This window comes from Streptomyces sp. NPDC002328, from assembly GCF_042890065.1.
Classification (GTDB): domain Bacteria; phylum Actinomycetota; class Actinomycetes; order Streptomycetales; family Streptomycetaceae; genus Streptomyces.
On the sequence record NZ_JBIARQ010000026.1, the window covers coordinates 17,708 to 38,475 of the forward strand.

Consider the following 20,768-nt stretch of genomic DNA (forward strand, 5'->3'; position numbering starts at 1 on the left):
GTTTGACGGCCCGCCGCGCAGACCCGCCACCCGCCACCCGCCACTTGCCTGGTCCTGGTCGCCGGTGAGCCCGACCACCCGCGTACCAGGGGCACTTTCCCGAGCCGGCCTACCTGGGCCGCCGGCCCTCGAAGGTCTCCAACGGCGGGACCGGACGCGGCCCGCTCCCCGGCCGCCAGCCCGCGTCGAGCTTGCGCAGGCCCACTCCGTCCGGGGCCCAGATGTGGCAGCTGTTGAGCAACCCGGCGGTCGGGCTCGGGCCGGCGGAGGGGTCACCGCCGTCACGGCGTCGTGCGTAGGCGGAGAATGACGCCTGAACGACGGCGGGGCCGAGCACACGAGCCAGTTCGTACAGGTGTGTGCACCCGGAGACACCCCGGAACCGCTCCTGGATCGCCCGGTTGTACCCGGCGGCGACACCGAGCCCGACGAGACCGTCGAAGACAGGTGTGACCAACGGGCACTCGGTGTGCGGAAAGTTCCCCATGTCCGCCTCGGCGGCCACGATCACCATGTCGGCGAGGCGGACGCGCACCACGAGCACCATCCGGTGCACGACGGAGGCCGACGGCTCGGCCCACGGCCGCTCGTCGCGCAGTTCCGCCTCGACCGAGATCTCGTCGCCGCCCTCCTGCGCACAGGCGGTGACGGCGACGGTACGGCGGTGCAGCGGGAGTTCGGCGCGGGTCATGACGGGGTCTCCGCCGGCTCCGGCACGTCCTCGCCCAGCCCCGCGAACTCCGGCTGCCGGCGCTCGATGAAGCTGAGCACGCCCTCGCGGTAGTCCGGGGCGCGCTTGGCCGTGGCCAGGAGGGCGGCGGCGTGATCACGGCTGCCGGTGAAGGTCCTGGCCTGGTCGTCGGCGAGCTGCCGTTTGATGAGGGACATGGCGTACGGGCTTGCCGTGCGGGCCAGTTCGGTCGCGTACGCGAGCGCCGCCGGGAGGAGGTCGGCCGGCTCGGCCAGGCGGTTGACCAGGCCCATCGCCTGGGCCTCCGTGCCGGTGATCCGGCGCGAGGACAGCAGCAGATCGGCGGCGTTGCCGTAGCCGACCAGCCGGGGCAGGAGCCAGGACACGCCGTCCTCGGCCACCAGGCCGCGCGCGCTGAAGGCGGCGGCGAACTTGGCACCCGGGACGGCGAAGCGGACGTCGCACATCAGCGCCTGGTTGAACCCGATGCCCGCGCAGGCGCCGTTGACGGCCGCCACGACGGGCTTCGGGAAGGACATGGGGCGGGTGCGCGGCGGCAACTGGTCCGTCGGCCACGGGCGGGCGCCGGACGACGCACCGTCGAGCACGCTCATGTCCATTCCCGGGCAGAAGCTGCGCCCGGCGCCGGTGAGCACCACGGCCCGGACCCCTGGATCCTTCTCCGCCCGGTCGAACAGCTCGTTGTAGAGCAGCTCCATCTCCAGCGTCCAGGCGTTGTGCCGCTCGGGCCGGTTCAGGGTGAGGAGCATGACTCCGTCGTCGGTGAGCTCGGTGAGGACCACCGGGGTCGGATGCTCGGTCATCGAGGCCCCTCCCGCGTTTTATAGATAGATGAATCATCTATATACCAACAGCGACCCTGGCACCAGATCGGCTGCCACCAAGGGAAGATCGCCCAACCCTTGACCTGGTACCCTCGATGCACTAAGACGATTTATTTTGCTGTATCCCGAGCAAGGAGCCCCCACCGTGGCCGAGGCATCCCGCGCAGCAGAAACGGCGGCCGTGCCCGCCCCGTCCCGCACCCGCGTCGGACGCCAGGTGCGGGTACCGAAGACCGCCGAACTGGTCGCCGCGCATCTGCGCCGCCAGATCGTCCGGGGCGAGCTGAACCCCGGCGACGCGCTGCCGCCGGAGTCGGGACTGATGGAGCAGTTCGGCATCTCCCGGCCGACCCTGCGAGAGGCATTCCGCGTGCTGGAGTCGGAGTCCCTGATCACGGTGCGCCGCGGCGCCCACGGCGGCGCCCGGGTGAGCGCGCCGGACTCGGACGTGGCCGCCCGCTACGCCGGCCTGATCCTGGAGTACCGGGGGGCCACCCTGGGCGACATCTACCGTGCGGCGGCCCTCATCGAGCCGCCCTGCGCCCGCCAGCTGGCCGCCAAGCACACCGCGGACGACATCAGGCGGCTGCGCGAGGCGGTGGCGGTCGAGAAGGCCGCCCTTGACGACCCGCTCGCCCTGGTCGAGGCGCAGGACGCCTTCCACGCCCTGCTGGTCGAACTCACCGGCAACCAGACCCTGATCCTGCTGTGCGGCATGCTGCGCAACATCATCGACCGGGCCAACGCCTCGTACACCGCCGCCGCCACCGACGCCGATACCCAGAAGACCCAGGCGGTCAAGGGCCATCGGGCACATGCGCGACTGGTCGGCCTGATCGAGTCCGGCAAGGCGGAGGAGGCCGAGAAGCTCTGGCAGCGGCACATCTCCAGCGCCGACGACGTCGTGAACGCGGCCGGACCCAAGACGGTGCTCGAGCTCCTGGACTGACCGGACTTCCCCACCGCGGACCGGCCCTCACCGACCCCTTGCGCTCCATAAACAGTTAGATAATTATAGAAGGCGTACTGAATAGACCCTGGGGTCCGGAGGCGACGGCCATGGCCGAACAGCGCAAGCGCATCTTCGACTGCGACCAGCACATGTACGAGGAGCGGGACTCCTTCACCCGCTACCTCCCGAAGGAGTTCCTCGGTGCGGCGGTCGCACCGGTGACCCTGCCCGACGGCCGGGAGGTGATCCTCGCCGGGGACCGGATCGTCGTATGCCTGGAGCCGGAGTTCGGACAGGTCTACCGCCCCGGTTCGCTGAAGGAGATGCTCAAGGCGATGGCCTCGGGCAATCCGGAGGAGACGTACCGGTTCGAGCCGATGCACGAGTCGTACCAGAACCGCGAGGCACGGCTGCGGGTCATGGACGAGCAGGGCCTGGACCAGACGATCATGTATCCGGGCGGCTGGGCGCTGGTCGCCGAGGAGTACGTCAAGGGCGTCGAGCCGCTCTACGCCAACTACCACTCGTTCAACCGCTATATGAACGAGGTGTGGGGCTTCGATCATCAGGGCCGCATCTACGCCCCGGCCCTGCTCTCGCTCCGCGATCTGCCCAGCGCTGTCAAGGAGTTGGAGTACGTCCTGGAGCAGGGCGCCCGCTTCATCCTGCTGCCCACCGGGCCGGTGTACGGCCGCTCGCCGGGCGATCCGTACTTCGACCCGTTCTGGAAACTGGTCAACGAGGCCAAGGCGAGCGTCTGCTACCACATCAGCGAGTTCTACTACAACTCGCAGGTGGCGCCCTCATGGGGTTTCGACCCCCACCCCATCCACTTCCGGATGTCGGCCTGGCAGTGGCAGAACACCTACGGCCAGCGTCCCATCGAGGAGACGCTGTCCGCGCTGATCTTCGACAACCTCTTCGGCCGGTTCCCCGACATCAACGTCCTGGTGTCCGAGTTCGGCGCCGAGTGGGTGCCGCACTTCGTGCGCCACATGGACAAGAGCCGGGGCATGGGCCGCAACGGCCCCTGGATCGGAGGGCAGTTGGACGAGCGCCCCAGCCAGATCTTCCGCAAGCACATCCGGGTGGTGCCCTACCCCGAGGACGACACGGTGGCCCTGGTCAAGCGCCTCGGCTACCACGAGTCCATCGTGATGGGCTCCGACTTCCCGCACGCGGAGGGCCTGGCCAACCCCGCCGACTTCCGCAAGCTCATCTCGGAGCTGGACGAGTCCGTCCAGGACGACATCATGTTCAACAACGCTCAGCAGCTGATCAGCCGCTGAGCGTCGCAGGAGCAGCACCCCGCCTGGCGGCGGGCCCGGTCCGGCTCTATCGGGCCAGGCCCGCCGCCAGGTCTGCGATGTCCGCGAGCAGGGCGGTCCCGCGCGGAGAGCGGTCGTAGCCGGCGAGCGGATAGCCGTTGCTCAGACAGGCGAAGGACAGGCCCGACTCCGGGTCCATGAAGCCCAGTTGGTAGGCGGCTCCGGCGCTGCCGAAGAGCGCGGGCGAACCGGTGGACGGCAGGTCGCTGCCCGCGTCGGGCCCTGCCACGGTGACGAACAGCCCCATGCTGGTACGGCGGTTGCCGCCGCCCCCGTAGATCTGCTCGCCGTACGGGTGCTCCGTGAACCGGATCCGGGTGCCCTCGGCCACCGCTCCCGGCTTCCACAGGCCCGAGTGCTCCAGCGCCTGGAAGTACAGGGCGACGTCGGCGGCGGTGGCGACCAGGGCATGGCTGGGCTCACCGGCCGCCAGGACCCTCGGATCGGACAGGTACCACGGCCCCCACGGGTCGGGTTCCTGCTCCTCGCCGGTGCGGTCGACGGCGAGCATCGGGGCCACGGTGTCCGGCTGACGGTCCACCGGGACCCCGAGTTCGATCGACGACAGTCCCAGCGGCCCCGCGACCTGCTGGTGCAGATAGTCGGCGAAGGGCAGGCCCGTGCGCCGCTCGACGATCTCGGCGATCAGCCAGGCGGCCGAGGTGAGGTGGTACTGGAAACGGCTTCCCGGCGGGTGGTCGAGGCGCCAGCGGCCGAAGGCGGCGAGGCGCTGCTCGCGGTCGAGCATCTTGGGGTACCCGAGGGGCGCGAAGGGAAAGCCGGCGGTGTGGGTGAGCACCTGCTCGACCGTCACCGTCTCCTTCCCGTTCGGCGCGAACTCCGGGATGATCGCGGCGACTTGCTCGCCGATGTCCAGGAGCCCCTCGCCGATCAGCTTCCACACCACGCCCGCGACGATCGACCGTCCGACGGACTGGAGCACGTACCGGGTGCCGGGGCCGGCGTCGCCGTAGGTCTCGAAGGCCAGGAGACGGCCGCCTCTGGCGACGGCGACCTGCGCGGACGGCAGGGGGCCGTGTTCGACCTCCCGGCGGATCCGGCTCAGCAGTGTGTCGAGTCGCTGTGGGTCCAACTCGTCCAACTCCTCCAACTCGTCCAACTCGCCCAACTCATCGACGTGGTCAGGCACCTGTGCCTCCTTCGTGTGGCTCCCGGAGCCGGCGGCGGACGACCTTGCCGTTGGCGTTGCGCGGCAGGTCCGCCACGAACCACCAACGGACGGGGACCTTGAACCCGCACAGCCGGGCGCGGGTGTGGTGCTGGAGCTCCTCCGGCCGGGGCGGGGCCTCGGGGTCGGCCGGGACGACGAAGGCGACGACGGTCTGGCCGAGCCGCTCGTCGGGCGCGCCGGTGACCGCCACGTCCGCCACGCCCGGGTGGGCCGCGAGGAGGGTCTCGACCTCCAGGGGGTGGACGTTCTCACCGCCGCGGATGATCATGTCGGTGCCTCGGCCGAGGAGGTAGAGGTAGCCGTCCCGCGCCACCCGCCCCAGGTCGCCGCTGTGCAGCCAGCCTTCGGCGTCGACGCTGAAGAAATGGTCGGCGCGGGCGTGGATCTCGCCGATGCCGTCCGGGCCGGCCTGGTGGACCCTGACCTCGACGCCGGGGGCCGGCCGACCCACCGACTCCAGCAGCTCGGTGCGTCCGGCGACCGCCTCCCGGTGGTCTTCCGGGGTGAGCACACTGATCGGTGAGCCCTCGGTCTGCCCGAACATGTTGAGCATGCGGACGCCGGGCATCGCCTCGTACGTCCGGCGCAGGGTGTCGGGGCGGACGGGCGCGCCGCCGTACTGGAGGGTCCGCAGTGTCTCGTGGCGTGCCTCGCCCGCCGCCAGCAGGGTCTCCAGCATCGCCGGGACCATGCTGGTGTGCGTGGTGCCGAGGTCCCGGAGCTGGGTCCAGCCCTCGACGGTGAAGCGGGGCAGGCCGGTGATCATGGCCCCCGCGGCGAGGGCGACGGCGATGTTGCCGAGGCCGGCGATGTGGTGGAAGGGTGCGCTGCCGCCGTAGAAGCTGTCGGGGTCGAGCGCGCAGAGCCGTCCGTTGACGCGGGCTCGGGCGGCCAGGCGTCGTTGGGTCATGGGGACGGGTTTGGGCAGGCCGGTGGTTCCGGAGGTGTGGAGTACCGCAGCGAGTTCCTCGGGCGCGGCAGACAACTCCCGTGCACTGTTGCGCAGTTCGGGGACGAGGGCGACCCGCCGGCCGGACAGTTCGGCGACTTGTCCGCCGAGGGCGGCGAACTCGGGCTGCACCAGCAGCACGTGGGAGTCGATCGTCTTGACGACCGCCGCCAGCTCGTAGGCGGTCATCCGGACGCCGAGCGGCGCGAGCGGATGCCCGGACCCGGCGCCGCCGATCACCAGCCCGAGCGCGTCGGCCGAGGTGGCGGCCAACGCCGGTACGGGTGCGCCGGGTTCGAGCCCGAGCGTGTCCAGCCAGTCGGCCGCGCCGGCGGCCCGGTCGAGAAGCTCGCGTCCGGTCCAGGTCAGGTCGCCGAACCGGACAGCGGGGCGGCCATGGTCGTAGGCGCGGCTCACCATGGCGGTCCAGGTGGCTGTCGGGGCCTCCTGTGCGGCGCCCATCGGCTCAGGGCTCCAGGCGGGCCGCCGCGGTGCCGCTGACCACCTCGACGCCGTCCTGGTTGAGGGTGCGCAGGGAGAAGTGGGCGACCGGGCCGGCCGGTGTCTCCTCGATCGACTCGACGGCGGCCGTCGCGGTGAGGGTGTCGCCCGGCCGGACCTGGGCCTTGAAGCGCACGCCGAAGCGCAGCAGCGACTCCGCGCCGACCCAGTCGGTGAGGACCCGGCCGGTCATGCCCATCGTCAGCATGCCGTGGGCGAAGACCCCGGGGTATCCGGCGGCCTCGACGGCGAACCGCTCGTCGGTGTGCAGGGGGTTGAAGTCTCCGGACGCGCCCGCGTACTGCACGATCCGGGTGCGCTTGAGGTCGTCGACGAGGACGCTCTCGCGCGTCTCGCCGACCTTGACGTCGTCCTGGGTCAGGCTCATCGGGCGACCTCCTTGCGGGTCGCGGGGCCCTCGGGCACGACGGCGACCGTCTTGGCGCTGACGACCGGCTCGCCGTCCGCGTCCCGGTACTCGGTGATGCGCTCACTGAAGAGGAGACGGCCGCTGCGGCCCTTCTTCTCCCAGCTGCGTCCGGGAACGGTGTGCGCGTAGAGGGTCTCGCCGGCGCGGACGGGGCGGTGGTACTCGAAGTGCTGTTCTGCGTGCAGTCCGCCGCCGCCCTCGGCCATCACCCCGGGGCCGGCGCCGGAGCCGAACCACTCCTCGCCGGGCTTGGGCCGCAGGTGGTAGTCGGGGTCGTAGTGGGCGCTCGCCATGGTGAAGGTGGGCGGCGCGAGCGCGAAGTCGCCCTCGTACGCCGGGTTCTCGTCGCCGATGGCGCGGGCGAACATCATGATGTGCCCGGCCTCCACGGGGAACGGCTGCCCTGTCATGTTCGTGTGCTCCTCGGTCGGTACGGTCAGTACGGCAGGAACGCGTCGCGGGTGGCCTCGTCCGGGTCGAAGTCCGGCGGGAGTCCCTCGAACTTCGGCTCCCGCTTCTCCACGAAGCTCGCCACACCCTCACGGAAGTCCGGGGAGCCCGCGAAGAACTCCATCGCGGAGTACGAGCGGGCGAGGGCGTCGGTGAAGGTGCGGTCGAGATCGCCGTACACCTGGTGGCGTACGACAGCCATGGCGCGCGGAGAGCAGTTGCGGGCGATGTCCCGGGCGTAGGCGCGGGCGGCGTCGAGCAGGTCCTCGGGTTCGACGACGCGGCTGACGAGGCCGAGGTCCTTGGCCTCGTCGGCGTCGAAGACGCGGCCGGACAGCAGCAGGTCGAGCGCGTTCTCCAGGCCGACGACGCGCGGGAGGACGTACGGGAGGTTGTACTCGCCGGCCAGGCCGCGGCGAGTGAAGGCGGTGGTGAAGCGGGCGCCACGGGCGGCGAAGCGGACGTCGCAGATGAGCGCCTGGACGAGGCCGATGCCCGCGCAGGCGCCGTTGACCGCGGCGATGAGCGGTTTGGGCAGGTCGCGCCTGCTGTACATGGGCACGCGGGCCTGGAGGTTGAGGGACTGGCCCGGCTGGGCGTTCTGCTCCAATCGCTGGACGTCCATCCCGGGACAGAAGGCCCTGCCCGCGCCCGTGACGATCACCACGCGTACGGCCGGATCGTGCGCGGCCCGGTCGAGGAGCGCGAAGAAGCGGTTCTCCATGGGGATGCTCCACGCGTTCCTGCGCTCAGGCCGGTTGAGGGTGAGGGTGGCGACGCCGTCCTCGTCGACCTCGTACAGCACCAGGTCGGGGTCGTGTGGCGAGGCTGCCGTGGGCTTCTCGGGCATCTCGTGGCTCCTCAGTCCTCGTCCAGCGGTTCGATGGGGTCGCCGACGCCCGGCCGTTCCCCGGAGATGGTCACCACCACCTGGCCCCGCGCACAGATGCGGCCGTCGGTCATCACGTCGACATCGGCGAAGTGCAGCCTGCCGCCGCGCCGTACGCAGCGCGCGTAGGCTACGGCCTCCCTGCCCCGGGCGGGCGCGAGGTACTGCACCGACATCGAGACGGTACTGAGCAGACTCCCCTTGCCGAAGTCGTGCCCGGCGATGACGGCTCCGGCGCCCGCGGTGTCGATGAGTGCCGAGACGACTCCGCCGTGGAAGACGCCCTCGTGGGCGGAGAGCGGCTCGGCGTAGGGGAGCACGATCTCGACGGCGTCCGGGTCCCAGCGGGTGACGCGGATGCGGCAGAGGCGGTTGAAAGCGACCCCGCGCTCCCAGCGGGTCCGGAACCATGTCCGGCGTTCGCGCTGCTCCTGGTCGGTGAGGGTCCTCGCCGCGACGGTCATCAGCACGCCCTCCGGTCTCGGCCTGTCAGCCGATCGATATAGTTACATGAATCAGCTAGTTGAGGCAATCATAGGGCCGAGTGGGGATGGTTGACGTATTATTTATCTAACTTATTCTACTGTTAACTGCACCGGGAGGGGCCGCCATGCCGTCGACCGCACTGGCCGGGATCCGTGTCCTCGATCTGTCCCGTATCCTCGCCGCGCCGCTGGCCACCCAACTGCTGGCCGATCTGGGCGCCGAGGTGATCAAGGTCGAGCGGCCCGGAACCGGGGACGACTCACGGACGTACGGTCCGCCCTTCGCGCCCGGGCCCGAGGGCGACCGGACGGACACCGCCGCCTTCTACCTCGCCTGCAACCGCAACAAGCGGTCGGTCACCGTCAACCACGCCACCGCCGAGGGGCAGGCTCTGATCCGTGCTCTCGCCGCCCGGTCGGACGTGCTGGTCGAGAACTTCCGGGCGGGGACGCTGACGAAGTACGGACTCGACCAGGAGAGCCTGCGGGAGCTCAACCCGCGGCTGGTGTATCTGTCGGTGACCGGCTTCGGCCAGACCGGGCCGTACGCCGGGCGCCCGGGCTACGACGGTGTCTTCCAGGCCATGTCCGGGATGATGAGCGTCTCCGGGCACCCCGAGGAACCGATGAAGGTCGGGGTCAGCATGGTCGACATCCTCACGGGGCTGTACGCCTCCACGGCGGTGCTCGCGGCGCTGCGGCACCGGGACGTCACCGGTGAGGGCCAGTACATCGATCTGTCCCTGCTGGACTGCGGGCTGGCGTCGCTGTCGCACTTCGCGATGAACTACCTGGTCTCCGGGGAGGTTCCGGAGCGGCGGGGCAACGGGGGGTACGGCGGGATTCCGTCCCAGGCGTTCCAGTGCGCGGACAAGCCGATCTTCCTTGTCGCGGGCAACGACAAGCAGTTCGCTGCGTTCTGCGCCGCGGCAGGACGTGCCGATCTGCTGGGGGATCCGCGGTTCGCCACGACCTCCGCGCGGATCAGGCATCGTGAGGAGATACTGCCGGTGCTGGCGGGGGTTCTGCGGGGGCGGACGCGGGACGAGTGGCTTGCCGTGCTGGACGAACACGGTGTCCCTGCGGGGCCGTTCAACGAGATGCCTGAGGTGTTCGCCGATCCGCAGATACGGCATCGGGGGATGCTGGTCGAGGTCGAGGATCCGGTGTCGGGGCGGGTGCCGATGCTGGCGAATCCGATTCGGTTCACGGCTACGCCTGTTGAGGGGTATGTGGCGCCGCCGGGGTTGGGTGAGCATACGGCCGAGGTGTTGGGGCGGCTGGTGGGGGTCACGGAGGGGGAGTTGTCGGGGTTGCGGAGGCGGGGGGTCGTATGAGGGGGAAGTGCGGGTCTTGAGGGCGGGCTGAGCAGTTCAGCCCCGCCGGCGTGGGACGGGCAGGGGCGGCGGGGGCGAACGGAAGAGGTCCCTCAGCCGAGCAGGGTTCGGCCGCCCTCCAGCATCAGGGTCGCGCCCGTCAGATACGCCATGTCGTCGCTGACCAGCGCCGCCACCGCACGGCCTATGTCCGTCTCCGGGTCGCCCATCCGCCCCAGCGGGATGCCCGCGACCACGCTCGTGGCCTTCTCCGGGTGATCCGCGAAGTACGCCTCCGCCGCCGGGCTCAGCGCCGCCGGGCAGACGACGTTCACGCGGATCCCGTACGCCCCCCACTCCCGCGCGGCCACCCTCGTCAGGCCCCGGACCGCCTCCTTGGCCATCGCGTACGCAGCGAAGGTCGCCTCGCCCTGCACCGCGGCCGACGAACCGAGGTTCACGACACTGCCCCGACTCGCCTTCAGGTACGGCAGGGCCGCCTGCATCGCGTGGAACGTGGCCAACGGGCCGCTGCGGTAGGCGAGTTCCACCTCGTCGTACGACGTGTCGTCCAGTCGGCGCCGGACCGAGGACTGGGCGTTGTTGACCAGTACGTCCAGGCCGCCGAACGCCCTTACCGTCTCCGCCACCATGCGGCCCACGTCGTCCCGCTCCCCCACGTCGCCCACCACCGTGTGCGCCCGTCCGCCGCGTCGGGCGATCTCGGCCGCCGTGTCCTTCAGCTTGCTCTCCGTGCGGCCGGTGATCACCACCGACGCGCCCGCCGCGGCCAGTGCGAGTGCGATGCCGCGGCCCACCCCTTGTCCACCGCCGGTGATCAGCGCCGTCTTTCCCAACAGCTGTGCCATCACGTCTCCTTCCGATCCGCCCAAAAGGGCGACCAGGACGGGAACGCCTCGGGCAACGCCGGTTCTCCGGCTCCCTCCCAGCCGTTGAATCCCACCGCCTGGGGGCGCTCCGTCACGTCCGTCGCGTACCAGTGCTGCTCACGGCGCCGGGAGAAGTACCACTCGCCGTCCACCCGCGCGTAGTCGTCCCGATAGCAGATCGCCATCACGATCCACCGGTCTCCCACCTCGTGCTCGGCCCTGCAGTAGACGGCACCGGTCGCCGTGTCGCGGCCGGTGAACTCGATGCGGTGGCCGCAGATCTGGTGGACGGAACGGCGGAAGCCGCTCAGGAGGGGGTCGATGTGCCGGCGCAGGGCCTGCCTTCCGCGACCGTGGCGCCCCATGTCCACGTCGGGCCGGAAGCAGTCGACCCAGGCGTCGAGGTCCCGGGCGTCGACGGCGAGGGCGTAGCGGATGGGCAGTTGCTGGATCGCCAGCTGTGACTCGATGCGGTCGAGTCGGTCCTCGATGGAGGTGATGGTCATGGTCTGGGCTCCTTCGGCAGGCCCAGGAGCTGCTCGCCGATGATGTTGCGCTGGATCTCGCTCGACCCGCCGTAGATCGTCTCCGCCAGGGAGAGGAGGAAGGAGCGTTGCCGCGTGTCCAGGGCGTAGTCCTCGCCTACGATCTGGCCCGCCGGGCCCGCCAACTCCATGGCCAGGTGGCCCAGTTGCTGGTGCCGGGTCGAGGCGTACAGCTTGGCGGTCGTGGCCTGTGCGCCCGGGGTACGGCCCGCGGTCAGTTCGGCGATGGTGCGGAGGTTGGTGGTGCGCATGATGCGTACGGAGATCCAGGCGTCCACGATCCTGCGGCGCAGCATGGGGTCGTCGAGCGCGCCCCGGTCGCGGGCCAGGTCGATCAGCGCCTCGGCCTCCCGCTCGAACGTGAGCTGCTGGGGCAGGAGCGTGGTGCCTCGTTCGATGCCGAGGGTGGCCATCGCCGTGCGCCAGCCCTGGCCCACCTCCCCCACGACCATGTCCGCGCCGGTACGCGCGTCCGAGAGGAACACCTCGGCGAACTCGTCCTGGCCGGCGAGGTTACGGATGGGGCGTATCTCCACGCCCGGCTGGTCCGTGGGCAGGAGCAGCAGGGTCAGGCCCCTGTGGCGCGCGGACTGCGGGTCGGTGCGGGTGAGGACGTAGAGCCAGTCCGCGTGGACGCCGAACGACGTCCACACCTTCTGTCCGCTGACCACCCACTCGTCGCCGTCGCGTTCCGCCCGCGTGCGGACCGACGCGAGGTCGGAGCCGGCGCCGGGCTCGCTGAAGCCCTGGCCCCACAGTTCCTCCACGGCGAGGATCGGCGGCAGGAAGCGTCTCCGCTGTGCTTCGCTGCCCATTCTGAGCAGCATCGGGCCCAGCAGATCGAGGGCATTGACCGTGGCACGGTAGGGGGCGTTCGCTCGGGCGTACTCGTACTCGAAGACGATCTCCTCCAGGAGTCCGAGGCCTCTGCCCCCGTACTCCTGCGGCCAGCCGACACCCAGCCATCCCCCTGCGGACAGTTCGCGGTCCCAGGCGAGGCGGACCGCCCAGGCCTCTCCGTCGGTGGGGCCGCCCACGCCCCGGTGCTCGGCGAACTCCCCCACCAGGTGTTCGGCCAGCCAGTCCCGCAGTTCGTCGCGGAAGTCCCGCACCGCCGGCCCGAAGTCCAGTTCCATAGCTGCTTCCTTCCTGGCGCTCAGATGCCCAGCCGCGCGGCCAGCAGTTCCCGGTGGTACGACGGTGGTCCGAGCAGTACCTCGCTGCTCTTGGCCCGCTTGAGGTAGAGGTGCGCGGGGTGCTCCCAGGTGAAGCCGATTCCGCCGTGGACCTGGATGTTGGCACCGGCCACCCGGGTGAACACCTCCGAGCAGACGGTCCGGGCCAGGGCAGCGGCGATCCCGATCTCCCTCTCGTCGCCGGCGTCCAGCGCCCACAAGCCGGCGTACGCCGCCGAGCGGGCGGACTCGATCTCCATGAGCATGTCGGCGCACTTGTGCTTGATCCCCTGGAAGGAACCGATGGGCCGACCGTACTGCTCGCGGATCTTCGCGTACTCCACGGCCGCGTCGAGGGCGGCCGACGCTCCCCCGACCTGTTCCGCGGCCAGCAGGACAGAAGCCGTGGCGAGGGTACGTTCGAGGACCGGCCATGCCGCGCCCTCAGTGCCGAGCAGCCGGGCCGGGGTGTCCGTGAACGTCGACCTGGCCTGTCTGCGGGTCTGGTCGAGGGTGGGGAGGGGGGTGAGGGTCAGGCCCTGTGCGTCGGCGGCCTCCACCGCGAAGAGGCTGATGCCCGCTGCGGTGCGGGCGGCGACCAGGAGCAGGTCGGCGAGGTGTCCGTCGGGGACGTACGTCTTCGTGCCGGTCAGGCGCCATCCCGCCGACGTGTTCGCTGCGGTGAGGCCGATGCCGGACTCGTCCCAGCGGCCGCTCTCCTCGGTGAACGCGAGCGTGGCCACCGTGTCGCCGGACACGATGCCCGGCAGGAGGTCATGGCGTGCCTGCTCGTCGTCGCAGCGCAGCAGTGCCTCGGCGGCCAGGGCCACGGTGGCGAAGTACGGCCCGGACAGCAGCGCACGGCCCGCCTCCTCGAACACGATGCCGAGGTCGACGTAGCCGAAGCCCGAGCCGCCGTACTCCTCCGGTACGGCGAGGCTTTGCAGGCCGAGTTCGCCCGCCGTGCGCCGCCAGAGGGCGGGGTCGTGGCCGCGCGGGTCGGCGGCCAGGCGGCGCACCTCGGCCTCGTCGGAGTGCTTGGCGAGGAACGAGCGCACGACCTTGCGCAGTTCGTCCTGTTCCTCGGTGAACGTGAGATCCATGCCGGGCTTCCCGTCCTCGCCGCGATGTCCTCGGTGCAACGTCACGTGCGGCCTGCTTGCCGCCCACTCCTCGATACAGTTAGATAATTATAGTATCCGCACTGAATACACCAGGAGCGCGACGTGACCGATCTCTACGCCCCGTTCACGAGCCTGACCTTCGAGCGGCCCGCGCCCGGTGTGCTCCGTATCGTGCTCGACGCCCCGAACCTCAATGCCGTGGATCCGCGGATGCACGGCGAGCTGGCCGACATCTGGCCTGTCGTCGACCGGGACGAGCAGACCCGGGCGGTGCTGGTCCAGGGGGCGGGCCGGGCGTTCTCGGCGGGCGGCACCTTCGACTCCATCGAGGCCATGACCGAGGAGTACGCGGTGCGCGCGCGGGTGATGCGCGAGGCCCGGGACATGGTCTACGGGGTGGTCAACTGTTCCAAGCCGGTGGTCTCCGCGATCCACGGTCCGGCGGTCGGTGCGGGGCTGGTCATCGGCATGCTGGCGGATGTCTCCGTCGTGGCCCGTACGGCGAAGATCGTCGACGGGCACACACGTCTCGGGGTCGCGGCCGGTGACCATGCCGCCATCTGCTGGCCGTTGCTGTGCGGCATGGCCAAGGCCAAGTACTACCTGCTGACCTGCGAGACGCTCACCGGCGAGGAGGCCGAGCGGATCGGGCTGGTGTCGAAGTGCGTGGACGACGAGGACGTGCACGCGGAGGGCCTGCGGGTGGCAACCGCCCTGGCCGCCGGGCCCGCCAGTGCCATCAGCTGGACCAAGCGGTCCCTCAACCACTGGTACCGCACCGCCCAGCCGATCTTCGAGGCCTCCCTCGGGCTGGAGTTCTTCGGGTTCGCGGGCCACGAGGTCGTCGAGGGGCTGGCCGCTCACCGCGACAAGCGGATCCCGGACTTCGAGGGCGTGGCCGGCAAGCACCCCCTCGATCTGTGACCACCTGTGACCACCGCACGAGAGGAACCGACCATGCCGCCGGAGCAGACGACGACCACCGAAGTGCCCCCTCTGGTAAGGGGGTTGACCTACGAGGAGATGCCGGTGGGCCAGGTCTTCCGGACCGCCCGCCGCACGATCACCGAGACCGATCTCGTCAACTTCGTCACCTGGGGCGGCTTCACCGAACCCCTCTTCTGGGACGCCTCGCACGCCGCCGACGGCGGCTACACCGGGCGGCTGGTCCCCGGGGGACTGACGTACTGCATCGCCGAAGGGCTCGTCCTGCAGACGAACGTGCTGCACGGCACAGGGCTCGCCTTCCTACAGATGGAACTCACGGTCCGGGGGCCGGTGTACGTCGGCGACACCCTGTACGCCGTCGTCGAGACCACGGGCTGCCGGCCCTCCAGCAAACCCGGCCGGGGCGTGGTGACCAGCCGGATCACCGTGCGCAACCAGCGGGACGAGGAGGTTCTCGTCTACACCCCGGTGCGGCTGATCCGCGGCAGGGACTACGAGGCGCCGGCGCCCTGAGCCCGGGGCTCGGCCGGCACCAGACGCAGACCGGCCTTGCGGTCGGCTCCGGATCCGGCCGGGTCGGCGAAGGCGCCGCGGTGCAGCCAGTCGGCGGGGATCGGCGGGTGCGGCGCGGGCTCGTGGTCGGGGACCGCCATCGCGTACAGGCGGGTGTAGCGGAACTTGGCCTCCAGGTTGTCGAGGACCGACCAGTACTCGTAGCCGCACACGTCCACGCCGGCCGCGACGAGTCCCGCCAGCCAGGAGAGCCGGGCGCCCAGCAGGGCCCGGCGCCGGGTGTCGTCGCTGTGTCCGGCGCCGTCGACCAGGTCCAGGTCGGCCATGCCGTTGTCGACGACGGAGAGCGGCGGCAGCAGGTCGCCGTACAGCTCGTACAGGCCGGCGACGGCGTCGGCGAGCCCTTCGGGGATGATCGGCCAGCCGTAGGCGGTGGTCTCCACGTCCTCGAAGGGGACGATGGCGAAGCCGAGGTCCACGAGCAGGCGGTTCACCTCGTTGAGGGCGCTCCGGCAGTGCGCGGTCGGCAGCACGCGGGGCAGGTTCTCCGGTGCCGTGACACGGAACGGGGTGTGCCAGGACAGACACAGCAGATCCTGTGCGATGGCGATCACCTCCAGGTCGCCGGAGCGTACACAGCCGGTGGCCGCCACCGGTGAGACGTCGTCCTCGGTCACCATGTGCTCGCCGAGCAGCAGGGGGTCGAGGAAGAGACGGTTGGTCCAGCTCTCCAGGCGTTCCAGGGCGAGGCGGTCGTAGGGGTCTTCGGTGGCCGCGTAGCCGCCGACGAGGGTGACCGTGGTGCCGATCCCGCCGCTCGCGCCGGCGGCCCTGAGTGCCTGGGTGGCGAATGCGTTGGCGAGGAGGATGTGGTGGACGGTGGGCAGACCCGCGCGGCCGACGCCCCGGCCCGGCGCGTACATTCCGGCCACATGGTCGGCGAGGGTGGGCCCGGCCAGGTCGGTGGAGGTGACCCAGCGTTCCACCCGGTCGCCGAAGCGCCGGCCCAGTGCGGCGGCGTACTCGGCGAAGTGCTCGGCGGTGTCGCGGGCGAGCCAGCCGCCCGCCGCATCCAGCCATGGCGGCAACGAGCGGTCGAACAGCGTGAGGCTCGGGCGCTTTCCGTGCGCGAGCAGGGAGTCGAGCGCGCGGTCGCAGCGGTCCAGGGCGGCCCGGTCCCAGCTGCCGGGGCCGTCGGGCTGGAGCTGCGGCCAGCCGGCGACCATACGGTGCGTGTCGGCGGTGACGCCGGTCAGCTCCCGGAGGTCGTCGGTCCACTGGCGGAAGTGCCCGCCCCGCTCGGCCGGGTGCGGCAGTGGGGCCGCGATCGTGTCCGCGGTGGCGACGCCCCAGTCGACGCCGCGGAGGGATTCGTGCAGGAAACCATCGCTCATGGTTACCGTCCAGCGGTGAATGGTTCAGCGCATTCAACTGAATGCCCGCCGGGCGGACGCTAACACTTCACGGAAACCACGACAATGTTTCGGCCAGATCTCATCATCTACGACTCGAGGGGCCTGAACTCCTCCTCCTGCCACCAGGGGAAGACGGGCGGCATGTCCTTGCTGACCCGGCCAGGGAACGCGGGCGGTCGCTTGGCGAGGAACGACTCGACGCCCTCGACGGGGTCGGGACCGCCGCCGATCTGGCTCATGATCCGTGAGTCGAGCCGGTGCGCGGCCATCGGGTGGGGCTCGCCGAGCATCCGCCACATCATCTGGCGCGAGAGGGCGACCGAGATCGCGGAGGTGTTCTCGGCGATCTCCCGGGCGAGTTCGTACGCCGCCGGCAGCAACTCCTCCGGCGGGTGGACGGAGCGGACCAGCCCGGCCGCCAGTGCCTCGTCGGGGCCGAAGACGCGGCCGGTGGCGACCCACTCCATGGCCCGCTGCATGCCGACGGCCCTGGGCAGGAACCAGCTCGCCGCCGACTCCGGCACGATGCCGCGGCGCGCGAAGACGAAGCCGAACCTCGCAGAGGTCGACGCCAGCCGGATGTCCATGGGCAGGGTCATGCTGGCCCCGACACCCGCCGCCGGGCCGTTGATCGCCGCGATGACCGGTTTGGCACTGGAGAAGATCCGCAGCGCGACCCGGCCGCCGGTGTCGCGGTGCCACGCGCCGGCCTTGCGGTGGTCGAAGGACGAGCCGCCGGAGCTGACGTCGGCACCCGCGCAGAACCCGCGCCCGGCGCCGGTCACCACGACCACCCGTACGTCGTCGTCGGCGTCGGCCGCGTCCAGGACGTCGAGCAGGTCGGCCATCATCCGGGGGTTGAAGGCGTTCAGCTTCTCGGGGCGGTTCAGTGTGACGGTGAGGATCCGGTCCGCCACCTCGGCCCGCACGGTCTCGTACTCCTGCTCCGGCATACGTGCCCCTCCGTCAGCCTCGTCACTTCCGGGACCGGTTCCCTGTAAGCTTAATTAGTTATACCATTCAACTCTACTGACTCATTCATGGATTGCGGCGGTGGGTGTGGACATGGCGGATCTGGTGGTGACGTCCCATGGGCCGGTCCGGCTGATCGAGCTGAACCGGCCGGAGCAGCTCAACTCGATGAGCGAGGAGCTGCACTCGGGTCTCGCGTCGGTCTGGGAGGCCGTCGCCGACGATCCCGGGGCACGGGTCATCGTGCTCACCGGGCGCGGCCGGGCCTTCAGCGCAGGGGGCGACTTCGGCATCATGACGCGGGTCCAGCGCGACCGTGCCTTCCGGGAGCGGAACGTCGAGGAGGCCCGGCGGATCATCACCGGCATGGTCCGCTGCCCGCTGCCGGTGATCGCGGCGGTCAACGGGCCTGCCGTCGGCCTCGGTTGCAGTCTGGCCCTGCTCAGCGACCTGGTACTCATCGCCGACGACGCCTATGTGGCCGATCCGCATGTTCAGGTCGGACTCGTCGCGGGTGACGGCGGGGCGCTCGTCCTGCCCCTGCTGGTCGGGCTGACCCGGGCGAAGGAGCTGCTGTTCCTCGGCGACCGGGTGAGCGCCGAGGACGCGGTCCGCCTCGGCATCGCCAACCGTGCCGTACCGAGGGACAAGCTCCTGGACGAGGCGATGGACCTCGCCGGGCGGCTGGCCGCCCTGCCCGTACAGGCGCTGCGCGAGACCAAGCGCGCGGTGAACCTGCATCTGGAGCAGGCGCTGGCGACGGTACTGGAACCGGCACTGCTCGCCGAGCGGGACAGCATGCACTCGGCGGACCACATAGCCGTCGTCGAGCAGATCATCGCGTCCCGCGTCAGTCGCCGGGCCGGCGGGGAGGGCTGAGGCATGGACTTCGCGTTCAGTGAGGAGCAGGAGGAACTGGGGCGCACGGTACGGGCGTTCCTGGCGGACACCTCGCCGGAGACCGAGGTGCGGCGGCTGATGGAGACCCCGGAGGGCTTCGACCGGTCGCTGTGGCGCCGGATGGGTTCCGAGCTGGGGCTTCAGGGGCTGGCCGTCCCGGAGGAGTACGGCGGTGCCGGTTGCGGGCCGGTCGAGGTGGGCGTGGTCATGGAGGAGGCGGGCCGTGCGCTGCTGTGCGCGCCGTTCCTGGCCTCGGCCGTGCTCGCGACGACCACGCTGCTGCGCTGCGCCGACGAGGACGCCCGCACGCGTCTGCTTCCTGGCCTGGCCTCCGGCGAACTCGTCGGGACCCTGGCCCTGACCGAGGACTCCGCCCGCTGGGACGCGCAGGGGATCCGGCTCACCGCCCGGGAGGGCAACGGGAGTTGGCTGCTGACCGGGAAGAAGATGTTCGTCCTCGACGGCGCCATCGCCGATGTCGTCCTCACCGTCGCCCGTGCCGACGACGGCATCGGCGTCTTCGTGGTGGACGGCGACGCGGTCGGCCTGTCACGTGAGCCGCTGCCCACGATGGACCCGACCCGCAGACAGGCGCGCCTCGACTATCACGACGTACCGGCGACCCGGCTGCGTACGCGCGGCGACGGCTGGGACCTGGTGGCCGAGGTGCTCGACCGGGCCGCGGTGGCACTGGCCGCCGAGCAGGTCGGTGTGGCCTCCCGCGCGCTCGACATGGCGGTCGAGTACGCCAAGGTGCGGCACCAGTTCGGACGGCCCATCGGGTCGTTCCAGGCCGTTAAGCACCTGCTGGCCGACGTCCTCCTGGAGGTGGAGTCGGCGCGCGCCGCCGCGCACTACGCGCTGCTCGCCGCCGAGAACGAGGACCCGGAGCTGCCCGCCGTGGCGAGCCTGGCCAAGGCGTTCTGCTCCGACGCCTGTCTGCAGGCTGCGGCCGAGAACATACAGGTCCACGGCGGTATCGGCTTCACCTGGGAGCACCCGGCCCACCTGTATCTGAAGCGGGCCAAGACATCGCAGTTGCTGTTCGGCGATCCCGCGTACCACCGGGAGCTGCTGGCGCGACGCATCGGCATGAGCGCATGAGCGCATGAGCAACAGGAACAGGAACCGAAGAGGGAGCGGCATGAAGGTCGACGGCAAGCTCAATGTCTGGGGCACCGCCGAGGTGGTCGAGGAGGCCCGGCACCACGAGAAGGCCGGCTACGACGGCCTGTGGGCGTCGGAGTCCAAGCACGACCCCTTCTTGCCGCTGATGCTCGCGGCCGAACACACCGACCGGCTGGAAGTCGGCACGGCCATCGCGGTGGCCTTCGCCCGCTCCCCCATGCAACTCGCGTACACCGCACACGACTTGCAGACCTACGCCGGCGGACGGTTCTCGCTCGGCCTCGGCAGCCAGATCAAACCGCACATCGAGCGGCGCTTCGACATGCCGTGGAGCCGGCCCGCGGCCCGTATGCGGGAGTACGTGAGCGCGCTGCACGCCGTCTGGGCCGCCTGGAACGAGGGCGAGAGGCTCGACTTCCGCGGCGACTTCTACTCGCACACGCTGATGTCCCCCTTCTTCTCTCCCCCGCCCGCACCCGGCGGCCCGCCCAGGGTGTTCGTGGCCGCGGTCGGCGAGGCGATGACCCGGGTGGCGGGTGAGGTCGCCGACGGACTCCTGGCCCACGGCTTCACCACCGAGCGCTATCTGCGGGAGGTGACCCTGCCGACCGTCGAGGCTGGGCTGGCCAGGTCGGGCCGTACGCGGGACGACTTCTCCGTCTCCCATCTGCTCCTGACCGCGACCGGCCGGACGGAGGAGGAGCTGGCCCGCGCGATCGACGGCACCCGAGCCCAGATCGCCTTCTACGGCAGCACGCCCGCCTATCGAGGGGTGCTGGAGCTGCATGGATGGGGCGAACTCGGCGACGAGCTGCACGCGTTGTCGACGTCCCGGCGCGAGGACAGGTGGGAGGCGATGAGCGGGCTCGTCGACGACGAGGTGCTGCACACCTTCGCAGTGGTGGCGGAGCCGGAGCGGGTCGCGGGCGAGATACGGCGCAGGTACGGGTCGCTGGTCGACCGCGTCTCCTTCTACACCGCGTACGAGATCGACGCCGGGGTGTGGGAGCCGATCGTGCGGGAGCTGCGCGACGGCTGAATCCGCGTACATCCTCCTCCGTCCTCATGCAGCCTTGTCCTCACCGTACGAGCCGCCGTGCCCGATGCCGCGGCGGAGGCGGAGGCCTGGC

Annotated in this window: 22 protein-coding genes; 8 read left to right on the forward strand and 14 right to left on the reverse strand. The window is 70.7% G+C overall.

Annotated features, from left to right (window positions below; translation table 11 throughout):
• Window positions 1-109: 109 nt before the first annotated feature.
• Window positions 110-691 carry a DUF2889 domain-containing protein gene (locus tag ACFYX4_RS37180; protein WP_389343513.1) on the reverse strand — a complete coding sequence of 194 codons (582 nt, stop codon included), beginning with the start codon at window positions 689-691 and terminating at the stop codon, window positions 110-112.
• Window positions 688-1,515, reverse strand: coding sequence for an enoyl-CoA hydratase-related protein (locus tag ACFYX4_RS37185; RefSeq protein ID WP_389343516.1), 828 nt, complete (start codon window positions 1,513-1,515; stop codon window positions 688-690). The genes ACFYX4_RS37180 and ACFYX4_RS37185 overlap by 4 nt, the downstream gene beginning before the upstream one ends.
• A 166-nt stretch (window positions 1,516-1,681) precedes the next feature.
• On the opposite strand from ACFYX4_RS37185, the gene ACFYX4_RS37190 reads away from it, so the two are divergent.
• Entirely contained in the window at window positions 1,682-2,485 is an 804-nt protein-coding gene (locus ACFYX4_RS37190) for a FadR/GntR family transcriptional regulator (RefSeq protein ID WP_389343520.1), read from the forward strand.
• A gap of 110 nt (window positions 2,486-2,595) precedes the next feature.
• Window positions 2,596-3,777, forward strand: coding sequence for an amidohydrolase family protein (locus tag ACFYX4_RS37195; RefSeq protein WP_389343523.1), 1,182 nt, complete (start codon window positions 2,596-2,598; stop codon window positions 3,775-3,777).
• Window positions 3,778-3,823: 46 nt separating this feature from the next.
• On the opposite strand, the gene ACFYX4_RS37200 is transcribed toward ACFYX4_RS37195, so the two are convergent.
• The 6 genes from ACFYX4_RS37200 to ACFYX4_RS37225 are packed head-to-tail and all read right to left on the reverse strand — an operon-like array spanning window position 3,824 to window position 8,691.
• Window positions 3,824-4,966: a serine hydrolase domain-containing protein gene (locus ACFYX4_RS37200; RefSeq protein WP_389343526.1), complete on the reverse strand. Its 1,143-nt coding sequence runs from the start codon at window positions 4,964-4,966 to the stop codon at window positions 3,824-3,826.
• Window positions 4,959-6,419: a class I adenylate-forming enzyme family protein gene (locus tag ACFYX4_RS37205; RefSeq protein ID WP_389343529.1), complete on the reverse strand. Its 1,461-nt coding sequence runs from the start codon at window positions 6,417-6,419 to the stop codon at window positions 4,959-4,961. Before ACFYX4_RS37205 ends, ACFYX4_RS37200 begins: the two co-directional genes overlap by 8 nt.
• A gap of 4 nt (window positions 6,420-6,423) precedes the next feature.
• Complete coding sequence (locus tag ACFYX4_RS37210) at window positions 6,424-6,846, reverse strand: MaoC family dehydratase (RefSeq protein ID WP_389343532.1); 423 nt, start codon at window positions 6,844-6,846, stop codon at window positions 6,424-6,426.
• Complete coding sequence (locus ACFYX4_RS37215) at window positions 6,843-7,298, reverse strand: MaoC family dehydratase N-terminal domain-containing protein (protein ID WP_389343535.1); 456 nt, start codon at window positions 7,296-7,298, stop codon at window positions 6,843-6,845. The genes ACFYX4_RS37210 and ACFYX4_RS37215 overlap by 4 nt, the downstream gene beginning before the upstream one ends.
• Window positions 7,299-7,324: 26 nt before the next feature.
• On the reverse strand, window positions 7,325-8,188 hold the full coding sequence (locus ACFYX4_RS37220) for an enoyl-CoA hydratase-related protein (RefSeq protein WP_389343538.1): 864 nt from the start codon (window positions 8,186-8,188) through the stop codon (window positions 7,325-7,327).
• A gap of 11 nt (window positions 8,189-8,199) precedes the next feature.
• The gene (locus ACFYX4_RS37225; RefSeq protein ID WP_389343721.1) at window positions 8,200-8,691 is read right to left on the reverse strand and encodes a PaaI family thioesterase; all 492 of its coding nucleotides are present in this window, start codon (window positions 8,689-8,691) and stop codon (window positions 8,200-8,202) included.
• A gap of 146 nt (window positions 8,692-8,837) precedes the next feature.
• Here ACFYX4_RS37225 and ACFYX4_RS37230 point away from each other — a divergent pair, with 146 nt between their 5' ends.
• A complete protein-coding gene (locus ACFYX4_RS37230) occupies window positions 8,838-10,049 on the forward strand; it encodes a CaiB/BaiF CoA transferase family protein (protein ID WP_389343541.1) in 1,212 nt (403 codons plus the stop codon).
• Window positions 10,050-10,141: 92 nt separating this feature from the next.
• Here the strand turns inward: ACFYX4_RS37230 and ACFYX4_RS37235 are convergent, their stop codons facing one another.
• From ACFYX4_RS37235 to ACFYX4_RS37250, 4 genes are read right to left on the reverse strand one after another with little or no spacing between them, the layout of a single operon-like run.
• Window positions 10,142-10,897, reverse strand: coding sequence for an SDR family NAD(P)-dependent oxidoreductase (locus ACFYX4_RS37235; RefSeq protein WP_389343544.1), 756 nt, complete (start codon window positions 10,895-10,897; stop codon window positions 10,142-10,144).
• The gene (locus ACFYX4_RS37240; protein ID WP_389343547.1) at window positions 10,897-11,424 is read right to left on the reverse strand and encodes a nuclear transport factor 2 family protein; all 528 of its coding nucleotides are present in this window, start codon (window positions 11,422-11,424) and stop codon (window positions 10,897-10,899) included. Before ACFYX4_RS37240 ends, ACFYX4_RS37235 begins: the two co-directional genes overlap by 1 nt.
• A complete protein-coding gene (locus ACFYX4_RS37245; protein ID WP_389343550.1) occupies window positions 11,421-12,599 on the reverse strand; it encodes an acyl-CoA dehydrogenase family protein in 1,179 nt (392 codons plus the stop codon). Before ACFYX4_RS37245 ends, ACFYX4_RS37240 begins: the two co-directional genes overlap by 4 nt.
• A gap of 20 nt (window positions 12,600-12,619) precedes the next feature.
• Window positions 12,620-13,741 (reverse strand): acyl-CoA dehydrogenase family protein, encoded by a 1,122-nt coding sequence (locus ACFYX4_RS37250; protein ID WP_389343553.1) that lies wholly within the window; start codon window positions 13,739-13,741, stop codon window positions 12,620-12,622.
• 123 nt (window positions 13,742-13,864) lie between these two features.
• On the opposite strand from ACFYX4_RS37250, the gene ACFYX4_RS37255 reads away from it, so the two are divergent.
• Both ACFYX4_RS37255 and ACFYX4_RS37260 read left to right on the forward strand, forming a co-directional pair.
• Complete coding sequence (locus ACFYX4_RS37255; RefSeq protein WP_389343556.1) at window positions 13,865-14,686, forward strand: enoyl-CoA hydratase/isomerase family protein; 822 nt, start codon at window positions 13,865-13,867, stop codon at window positions 14,684-14,686.
• Window positions 14,687-14,719: 33 nt separating this feature from the next.
• Window positions 14,720-15,223: a MaoC family dehydratase gene (locus tag ACFYX4_RS37260; protein ID WP_389343559.1), complete on the forward strand. Its 504-nt coding sequence runs from the start codon at window positions 14,720-14,722 to the stop codon at window positions 15,221-15,223.
• Here ACFYX4_RS37260 and ACFYX4_RS37265 read toward each other — a convergent pair.
• Both ACFYX4_RS37265 and ACFYX4_RS37270 read right to left on the reverse strand, forming a co-directional pair.
• On the reverse strand, window positions 15,202-16,617 hold the full coding sequence (locus tag ACFYX4_RS37265) for a family 1 glycosylhydrolase (protein ID WP_389343562.1): 1,416 nt from the start codon (window positions 16,615-16,617) through the stop codon (window positions 15,202-15,204). The genes ACFYX4_RS37260 and ACFYX4_RS37265 overlap by 22 nt on opposite strands.
• A gap of 107 nt (window positions 16,618-16,724) precedes the next feature.
• Window positions 16,725-17,591 carry a crotonase/enoyl-CoA hydratase family protein gene (locus ACFYX4_RS37270; RefSeq protein WP_389343565.1) on the reverse strand — a complete coding sequence of 289 codons (867 nt, stop codon included), beginning with the start codon at window positions 17,589-17,591 and terminating at the stop codon, window positions 16,725-16,727.
• Window positions 17,592-17,703: 112 nt separating this feature from the next.
• Here ACFYX4_RS37270 and ACFYX4_RS37275 point away from each other — a divergent pair, with 112 nt between their 5' ends.
• The 3 genes from ACFYX4_RS37275 to ACFYX4_RS37285 are packed head-to-tail and all read left to right on the forward strand — an operon-like array spanning window position 17,704 to window position 20,677.
• Complete coding sequence (locus ACFYX4_RS37275; RefSeq protein WP_389343568.1) at window positions 17,704-18,489, forward strand: enoyl-CoA hydratase/isomerase family protein; 786 nt, start codon at window positions 17,704-17,706, stop codon at window positions 18,487-18,489.
• A 3-nt stretch (window positions 18,490-18,492) separates the two neighbouring features.
• Window positions 18,493-19,614: an acyl-CoA dehydrogenase family protein gene (locus tag ACFYX4_RS37280; protein WP_389343571.1), complete on the forward strand. Its 1,122-nt coding sequence runs from the start codon at window positions 18,493-18,495 to the stop codon at window positions 19,612-19,614.
• A 40-nt stretch (window positions 19,615-19,654) separates the two neighbouring features.
• A complete protein-coding gene (locus tag ACFYX4_RS37285) occupies window positions 19,655-20,677 on the forward strand; it encodes a TIGR03617 family F420-dependent LLM class oxidoreductase (protein ID WP_389343574.1) in 1,023 nt (340 codons plus the stop codon).
• Window positions 20,678-20,768 lie beyond the last annotated feature (91 nt).

What these genes read in the sequence shown, in the direction of transcription:
- ACFYX4_RS37220 (WP_389343538.1), bottom strand. Translation starts at nt 8,188, where the DNA reads ATGCCCGAGAAGCCCACGGCAGCCTCGCCACACGACCCCGACCTGGTG.
- ACFYX4_RS37240 (WP_389343547.1), bottom strand. Translation starts at nt 11,424, where the DNA reads ATGACCATCACCTCCATCGAGGACCGACTCGACCGCATCGAGTCACAG.
- ACFYX4_RS37185 (WP_389343516.1), bottom strand. Translation starts at nt 1,515, where the DNA reads ATGACCGAGCATCCGACCCCGGTGGTCCTCACCGAGCTCACCGACGAC.
- ACFYX4_RS37245 (WP_389343550.1), bottom strand. Translation starts at nt 12,599, where the DNA reads ATGGAACTGGACTTCGGGCCGGCGGTGCGGGACTTCCGCGACGAACTG.
- ACFYX4_RS37205 (WP_389343529.1), bottom strand. Translation starts at nt 6,419, where the DNA reads ATGGGCGCCGCACAGGAGGCCCCGACAGCCACCTGGACCGCCATGGTG.
- ACFYX4_RS37225 (WP_389343721.1), bottom strand. Translation starts at nt 8,691, where the DNA reads ATGACCGTCGCGGCGAGGACCCTCACCGACCAGGAGCAGCGCGAACGC.
- ACFYX4_RS37230 (WP_389343541.1), top strand. Translation starts at nt 8,838, where the DNA reads ATGCCGTCGACCGCACTGGCCGGGATCCGTGTCCTCGATCTGTCCCGT.
- ACFYX4_RS37235 (WP_389343544.1), bottom strand. Translation starts at nt 10,897, where the DNA reads ATGGCACAGCTGTTGGGAAAGACGGCGCTGATCACCGGCGGTGGACAA.
- ACFYX4_RS37260 (WP_389343559.1), top strand. Translation starts at nt 14,720, where the DNA reads ATGCCGCCGGAGCAGACGACGACCACCGAAGTGCCCCCTCTGGTAAGG.
- ACFYX4_RS37280 (WP_389343571.1), top strand. Translation starts at nt 18,493, where the DNA reads ATGGACTTCGCGTTCAGTGAGGAGCAGGAGGAACTGGGGCGCACGGTA.
- ACFYX4_RS37180 (WP_389343513.1), bottom strand. Translation starts at nt 691, where the DNA reads ATGACCCGCGCCGAACTCCCGCTGCACCGCCGTACCGTCGCCGTCACC.
- ACFYX4_RS37195 (WP_389343523.1), top strand. Translation starts at nt 2,596, where the DNA reads ATGGCCGAACAGCGCAAGCGCATCTTCGACTGCGACCAGCACATGTAC.
- ACFYX4_RS37275 (WP_389343568.1), top strand. Translation starts at nt 17,704, where the DNA reads ATGGCGGATCTGGTGGTGACGTCCCATGGGCCGGTCCGGCTGATCGAG.
- ACFYX4_RS37270 (WP_389343565.1), bottom strand. Translation starts at nt 17,591, where the DNA reads ATGCCGGAGCAGGAGTACGAGACCGTGCGGGCCGAGGTGGCGGACCGG.
- ACFYX4_RS37215 (WP_389343535.1), bottom strand. Translation starts at nt 7,298, where the DNA reads ATGACAGGGCAGCCGTTCCCCGTGGAGGCCGGGCACATCATGATGTTC.
- ACFYX4_RS37265 (WP_389343562.1), bottom strand. Translation starts at nt 16,617, where the DNA reads ATGAGCGATGGTTTCCTGCACGAATCCCTCCGCGGCGTCGACTGGGGC.
- ACFYX4_RS37285 (WP_389343574.1), top strand. Translation starts at nt 19,655, where the DNA reads ATGAAGGTCGACGGCAAGCTCAATGTCTGGGGCACCGCCGAGGTGGTC.
- ACFYX4_RS37250 (WP_389343553.1), bottom strand. Translation starts at nt 13,741, where the DNA reads ATGGATCTCACGTTCACCGAGGAACAGGACGAACTGCGCAAGGTCGTG.
- ACFYX4_RS37210 (WP_389343532.1), bottom strand. Translation starts at nt 6,846, where the DNA reads ATGAGCCTGACCCAGGACGACGTCAAGGTCGGCGAGACGCGCGAGAGC.